This window comes from Pseudoalteromonas sp. S16_S37, assembly GCF_014694405.1.
Lineage (GTDB): Bacteria > Pseudomonadota > Gammaproteobacteria > Enterobacterales > Alteromonadaceae > Pseudoalteromonas.
This window is the reverse complement of sequence record NZ_JAAUWV010000056.1, coordinates 20,908-27,590: the sequence shown is the minus strand read 5'-3', so window position 1 is coordinate 27,590 and position 6,683 is coordinate 20,908. Positions and strand designations below refer to the sequence as shown.

Annotated in this window: 7 protein-coding genes; 5 read left to right on the top strand and 2 right to left on the bottom strand. The window is 39.2% G+C overall.

Features of this window, described 5'->3' with window-relative positions:
* Positions 1–154: 154 nt before the first annotated feature.
* The gene (locus tag HC733_RS18370; RefSeq protein ID WP_190366461.1) at positions 155–430 is read right to left on the bottom strand and encodes an oxidative damage protection protein; all 276 of its coding nucleotides are present in this window, start codon (positions 428–430) and stop codon (positions 155–157) included.
* Between the two features lie 40 nt (positions 431–470).
* Entirely contained in the window at positions 471–1,529 is a 1,059-nt protein-coding gene (mutY, locus tag HC733_RS18365; protein WP_190366460.1) for an A/G-specific adenine glycosylase, read from the bottom strand.
* 131 nt (positions 1,530–1,660) lie between these two features.
* On the opposite strand from mutY, the gene trmB reads away from it, so the two are divergent.
* The 5 genes from trmB to arcA all read left to right on the top strand — a co-directional run bounded on the left by trmB (position 1,661) and on the right by arcA (position 6,677).
* Positions 1,661–2,386 carry a tRNA (guanosine(46)-N7)-methyltransferase TrmB gene (trmB, locus tag HC733_RS18360; RefSeq protein WP_190366459.1) on the top strand — a complete coding sequence of 242 codons (726 nt, stop codon included), beginning with the start codon at positions 1,661–1,663 and terminating at the stop codon, positions 2,384–2,386.
* Positions 2,387–2,444: 58 nt separating this feature from the next.
* Positions 2,445–3,479 (top strand): methyltransferase, encoded by a 1,035-nt coding sequence (locus tag HC733_RS18355; protein WP_190366458.1) that lies wholly within the window; start codon positions 2,445–2,447, stop codon positions 3,477–3,479.
* A gap of 239 nt (positions 3,480–3,718) precedes the next feature.
* On the top strand, positions 3,719–5,341 hold the full coding sequence (locus HC733_RS18350; protein ID WP_190366457.1) for an ATP-binding protein: 1,623 nt from the start codon (positions 3,719–3,721) through the stop codon (positions 5,339–5,341).
* Positions 5,338–5,853 (top strand): YfiR family protein, encoded by a 516-nt coding sequence (locus tag HC733_RS18345; protein WP_190366456.1) that lies wholly within the window; start codon positions 5,338–5,340, stop codon positions 5,851–5,853. Before HC733_RS18350 ends, HC733_RS18345 begins: the two co-directional genes overlap by 4 nt.
* Positions 5,854–5,960: 107 nt before the next feature.
* A complete protein-coding gene (gene arcA, locus HC733_RS18340; protein ID WP_190366455.1) occupies positions 5,961–6,677 on the top strand; it encodes a two-component system response regulator ArcA in 717 nt (238 codons plus the stop codon).
* Positions 6,678–6,683 lie beyond the last annotated feature (6 nt).

The following is a 6,683-nucleotide window of genomic DNA, read 5'->3' as shown; positions in this document are numbered from 1 at the left end:
CCATTTCCAATTCGAATTGCTGAGGGGTTTTGTCTTTAAGCATGGTGAACTCCCTAAACTCACTACGCTTATTAGATCAAAGGGCTAGATCTGTGTCTAGCCCTTTTTCAACAGTCTGAAGCCGCTTCAGCGGCTTTTTTTTTTACTCTAAGGCTTATTTTTGCTCTGGAGGGCGATATCCCTCTATTTCTACTTCTTTATCTTCAAACAAAAAGCCTACCATTTGCTCTTCTAATAGTGCACGGTGATCAGGGTCCATCATATTAAGATGCTTTTCATTGATAAGCATGGTTTGTTTATGCTGCCACTGCTGCCAAGCCTCTTTTGAGATATTGTTGAAAATTCTTTCTCCAACTTCGCCCGGATACAGTTGAAAATCCAAACCTGGTGCTTCTTTTTGTAGCTTTTGACAAAATACCGTACGTGCCATAACGTTTTCCAAAATTAAATCGAAGAATAATAATGCTAGTCTAACTCATTGCGCCAAGGACTTTAACCAACTTTTTTGTTGGCGCAGCAAGACCGACTTGTGGATGATCTTTAATGTCATACCAAATAATTGGTTGCTCATGGGCAAAATCAGGAATACGCGTTAGCTTAAGAATTTGTGGGTGGATGGTTAACTCGAAATGAGTAAATATATGAACAAATGATTGCAATGAATATATTTGACCATGAAACCCTTGCTGAGCAATAAACTGCTCAACCTCTTCTGAAGTCTGAAACTCAAAAAAGCCATATAGCCCACCCCAAATACCTGAGTTTGGCCGTTTTTCCATAAGCACTTTATCTTGCGCATTGACTATCAAGTGATAAGCCTGTTTTTTTGGTTTTTCTTTCTTGGGTTTTGAATTAGGGTAAACCTTGACTTGACCATGCTTAAACGCTTGGCACTGACTTACTAATGGGCAAGCCAGACAATCAAAGTTACTACGTGAACAAAGACTTGCCCCCAAATCCATCATAGCTTGATTAAATTCAGTAACATTATTTTTAGGTGTTATTGCTTCAGTTAAAGACCAAAGTTGGTTTTCAACTTTCTTAACGCCATACCATCCTTCTATCATAAAAAAGCGTGCCAATACTCGCTTAACGTTACCATCTAAAATAGGATGATGCTGCCCAAGAGCTAAAGACAAAATAGCACCAGCGGTAGAGCGCCCAATACCGGGTAGCGCCATGACTTGCTCAAGAGTCTGAGGGAACTGACCACTATATTCACTTGCCACTATTTTTGCAGTTTTATGTAAGTTTCTTGCTCTTGCGTAATAACCTAATCCAGTCCAATGGTGCAGCACTTCATCTTCTGGCGCTTGCGCGAGTGCTTCAATGGTAGGAAAGCGCACCATGAAGCGCTCAAAATATGGGATCACAGTGACCACTTGAGTCTGCTGCAACATCACTTCAGAAACCCAAACCTTATAAGGCGTTTTCTCTAACTGCCAAGGCAAGGTTTTGCGACCATGTTGGTGATACCAATTGACGACCTGTTCGGCAAACCATTTAGCTTGTTGACTAGAAACCTGCATTAATCACACTATTTTTATAACCAATTCAATAGAGCGCCAGTGTATGGCGCTTTTAAAAACAGTCAAGCTATTGTACTTATGTCTACGAACAGGGATAATGTGCGCCCGTTTTTTACACCAATGAATTGACTATGAATGAATCGAGTAAAACCTCGCTAGAGCAAGCTCAGCAAGAAGGTAAATATATCCGTAAAGTGCGTAGCTTTGTTAAACGAGAAGGCCGTTTAACCAAAGGTCAACAAGCTGCTATCGATAAATGCTGGCCCACCATGGGATTAGAGCACAATCAGGGTATGCTCGATTTTTCTAAAGTTTTTGGTAACGACAATGCTGTAGTGCTAGAGATTGGCTTCGGTATGGGTAAGTCTCTTGTTGAAATGGCCAAAAATGCGCCAAACCTTAACTTTATTGGTATAGAAGTTCACCGCCCGGGCGTTGGGGCTTGCTTAATGGATGCGGATGAGCAGCAAGTGACAAACTTGCGTGTGTTTGAGCATGATGCGGTTGAAGTATTAGCTGACTGCATCCCTGATGAAAGCTTAACAACAATGCAGTTATTCTTTCCCGATCCTTGGCATAAAAAACGCCACCACAAGCGTCGAATAGTACAACCTGAATTCGTTGAAAGCTTACGTAAGAAGTTAAAAATAGGTGGTGTTTTCCACATGGCTACGGACTGGGAAAACTACGCTGAGCATATGCTTGAAGTTATGTTAGCGGCTCCTGGCTATGAAAACACTTCAACTACCAATGATTATGTACCACGCCCTGATAATCGCCCTCTTACTAAATTTGAACAACGCGGCCACCGCCTTGGGCATGGCGTTTGGGATTTAATGTTTAAACGCGTTGAGTAAATCGAAGCATATCGCTAACACTTTTAGGGCCTTTATAGGCCCTTTATAATGAGTAATTATGAGCAAATTATCTAATCCTAGCCTTTTACTACTTCGTAATGAAGAAGAGCTTTACGGCAATAATATTCTAGTCATTAACACCAATCGTGATGGCTTTTTATTGGAACTTCGCAAACTAAACCCAAACGCCACTATTAACGCGTTTAGCTATAATATTGCCGATCATAATGACTCTAGTCAGTATCACAACGTACAAAGCTTTGTTGGTCATAGCCTCCCCCAGCTCAAAGATTTAGATTTAATCATATACTACTATCCAAAATCTAAACCCGAAGCACTGATGATGCTAGACAACATCCGAGCTATCGCGAACAAAGACACGCGACTGCTGGTTGTGGGTGATAATAAAGGTGGAGCGAAGTCGGTAGAAAAGCAACTCACGCCATTTGCAGGGCAGTTTTACAAACTCGAAAGTGCAAAACACTGCGTATTATATGAGTTTTCAAGGTTAGAAACTTTTGAAGACTTTGATATTAAACATTATCAGTCTACGTTTAATGTTACTGTTGCAGGCCAATCATTTCCAGTTGTTAGTGTGCCGGGTGTATTCAACCATGGAAAACTAGATGTTGGTACCAAGTTACTACTTGAAAACGTCAATGTGCCATACAAAGGGAAAGTGCTCGATTTTGGCTGTGGTGCGGGCATCATTGCTACATTTTTAGCGATTCAACAAAGCGAGCTTAGTCTACATTGCTTAGACGTGAACGCATTAGCAATTTATGCGACTGAACAAACTTTTGCAGTTAATAATTTAACTGCAGAGTGTATTTTAAGTGATGGTATGAGTAATGTATCAGGACAGTACCACTTAATAATCAGTAACCCACCATTTCATACTGGGATTGCTACAGATTATGGTATTGCGGAGCGATTTTTAGAACAAGCAAAAGGCTTCTTAAAGCCTCATGGGCAGATACAGATAGTTGCAAATAACTTTTTAAAATATCCTCCCATTTTGGAGCAGCAGTTTGGTGAATTCTCAATCTTAGCCAGAAATACCAAGTTTACCGTTTACCAAGCATCCAAATAACAGCCTAAGGGCCTAAAAATAGCCATTTACAGCTTGAAATGGATAAAATAACATGCGAAATCAGGTATTTTTTTGTTATCTTATCCAATCTGTTTGCTACACTAAAATGTAGTTTTTGTGTTCAACTCTTTTTCGCGCCAAACAAAGCAAATTGAGTGACTTACGCGCCTTTGGTTGCTTGATAGCTTGCCATAAGAATAGCGAGTAGGTATTGGTAACTGGCTCAATAAAGGCTAATAATGACAAGACAGGCTTCTAAAACTAGTATAAGGAAAGTGTTAATTAGCGCTGTAATGCTAGTTACCGCCCTATGTCTGTCACTATCTATCTCTATTTCAACTTATCTTGATATCAAGGAGCAACGACAGCTCATTATCAACAAACTTGATATGATAGCCGAAATAGTATCATTCAATGCCCAAATAACCCTCATTTTTGAAGACAGAAAGACCGAAGAAAAGCGCCTAAAGTCATTTAAAGCTGTTGATTTAGTTAAAAATATACATATTTATGACATTGATGATGTAACCAATAAACCGGTATTTTTTACCAGTTATAATGCCTCTAAAACGCCACCAGTTCCCTTAAAGGTCAATAGCATCGAGGAACTCAAAGAACCGCGGATCACCGAAGACTACGTAGAGCTTATCAAGCCTGTTATTTATGAGGATAAAATAGAAGGATACGTTTATATTCGCGGTGGGTTGGAGCGTTTAAATGAGTACATAAATACTAAGATATTGGTTGATATCACACTGACACTTTTTGTCTTACTTTTGGTGTTACTTGTTGCCCGAGGCATTCAACGCCGCATAGCTCGGCCAATTGAAGAACTCTCCATATTACTACAAGATGTTTCTAAGAATCATAACTACAGCACTCGGGCCTCTAGCAGTCATATCGAAGAAATTAACATTCTTGCTAGTAGCTTGAATGTAATGCTGACGCGCACACAAAATCAGATTGAACGCCACCAAGCCGACAAATTAGAAATAAAAAAGTTAAATCAAAGTCTAGAGGAAAAAGTAAACCAAAGAACCATTGCGCTTCGTGAAGCAAACCAAGAGTTACTTAATACCCTTGAACGAATGCATCAATATCAAAACCAAATCGTCGAAAATGAAAAAATGGCCTCTTTAGGGCAAATGGTCGCAGGTGTTGCTCATGAGGTTAATACACCCATTGGTTTAGGGGTTACTGGCTCAACCCTATTAAGAGACAAACTCGCCGATATCAAGATTGCGTTTGAGCAAAAGAGCTTAACATCAAAGCAATTAGAGCGTTTTATTACTGATGGTATTGAAAACTTAGATTTAATATATCGAAACTTAAATCGTGCAGCTGATTTAATATCGAGCTTTAAACGTGTTGCTGTAAGCCAAGACTTAGAACTAAGTTCAGATGTCAATTTGGCTGTGTTATTAGATAATATCATCAAAGCCATGAAACCTGAGCTGGCCAGCAAAAACCCAAAAATCAATATTGATTGTGAAGAGAACTTAGTAATAACTAGTAAAGCGGGGCCACTACAACAAATATTTGAGCAGTTAATATCAAATTCTCTATTACATGGCTTTGCTGATGCCCAAGATAATGAAATAAATATAAAAATCGACACTGATAACAACCAACTCAATATCACATATAGTGACAATGGGGGTGGTGTATCCAGCGCAATTAAAAAACGCATTTTCGACCCATTCGTCACCACACGACGAGGAGAAGGCGGAAGCGGCTTGGGTATGCACTTGGTTTATAACCTTATTACTCAGGCATTACACGGCAATATTTCTTTAGACGAAAATTATGATGAGGGTGCACGATTTATTTTAACTTTACCACTGGGTGAGGTTAAGCAATGAAGTATCTATTACCATTAATTTTGTTAATTCCGATGATATGCAGCGCCAAGTCACCCGATCAGGTGCGTTCTGCTTTTTTATATCAGATGGCAAAGTTTATTGAGTTTCCTAATCAACAAACTAAAAATTCTACTAAGTTTTGTTTTTTTAATATAGATAATGGCCCTGGATTAATATTAGCGGGAAATAGAAGTTTAAAAATTAGAAATTTGCCGATAGAAATAATACAAATAGAAAAGCCAAAGAATTTAAGGGAACTTTCAGGACAATGTGATATCACATACATTGATGAAAGTAATGAAGATGATATACTTGCAGTTTGGATTAAAACAAACCCTTTAGATACGGTGTTTGTGGGGGAAACAATAGAATTCCTCGAAGGCGGAGGGATAGCCTCTTTAGTCCAAGAAGGGAGTAAAATTCGGCTGTATATAAATAAGCAACAAGTTTCTCAGCACAACTTTAAGGTGTTATCAAGATTGCTTGCCGTTTCTAAGTTTCATCCAGATTAATTTTACTTGTTAACAATTAGATATACTCCTATAATCGTAAATATTCGGTTTTATTAGATAGTACCGAATTTCATGTAAATAATATATTCCGAAAAGGTTAATTAATAATGCAAACGCCAGTCATTCTGATTGTAGAGGATGAAGACGTAACTCGCCTGAACCTCGTTAGTTTATTTGAAGCGGAAGGTTACAAAGTTATTGAAGCCATTGATGGCGATGACATGCACGACAAACTGACAACGCATGACGACGTCAATCTAGTGGTTATGGATATCAATCTTCCAGGTAAAAATGGCCTAATTCTAGCTCGTGAATTACGCCAAAAGAAAAACATTGGTCTTATTTTCTTAACTGGTCGTGACAACGATGTCGACCGTATTCTTGGTTTGGAAATAGGCGCTGATGATTACATAACAAAGCCTTTTAACCCTCGTGAACTAACTATTCGCGCGCGTAATCTAATTTCTCGTACAGGCTCATCAACTGAAGAGTCTTCAATCGACACAAACGGCGTTATTACTTTTAACGGTTGGGAATTAGATGAAAATAGTCGCTGCCTAACTTCTCCTGCTGGTGAAGCAAAGCGTCTACCAAAAGGTGAGTACCGCGCTTTACGTCTAATGCTTGACTCTCCAGGCCGTATTTTCAGCCGTGAACAGTTGATCAAGCACATGACTGGTCGAGAACTTCGCGCTAATGACCGTACAGTAGACGTTACTATTCGTCGCATTCGTAAGCATTTCGAAAGTGACAGCAACACTTCTGAGCTAATTAGTACCATTCATGGTGAAGGCTATCGCTTTATCGGAAAGATTGATAGCTGATAAAGC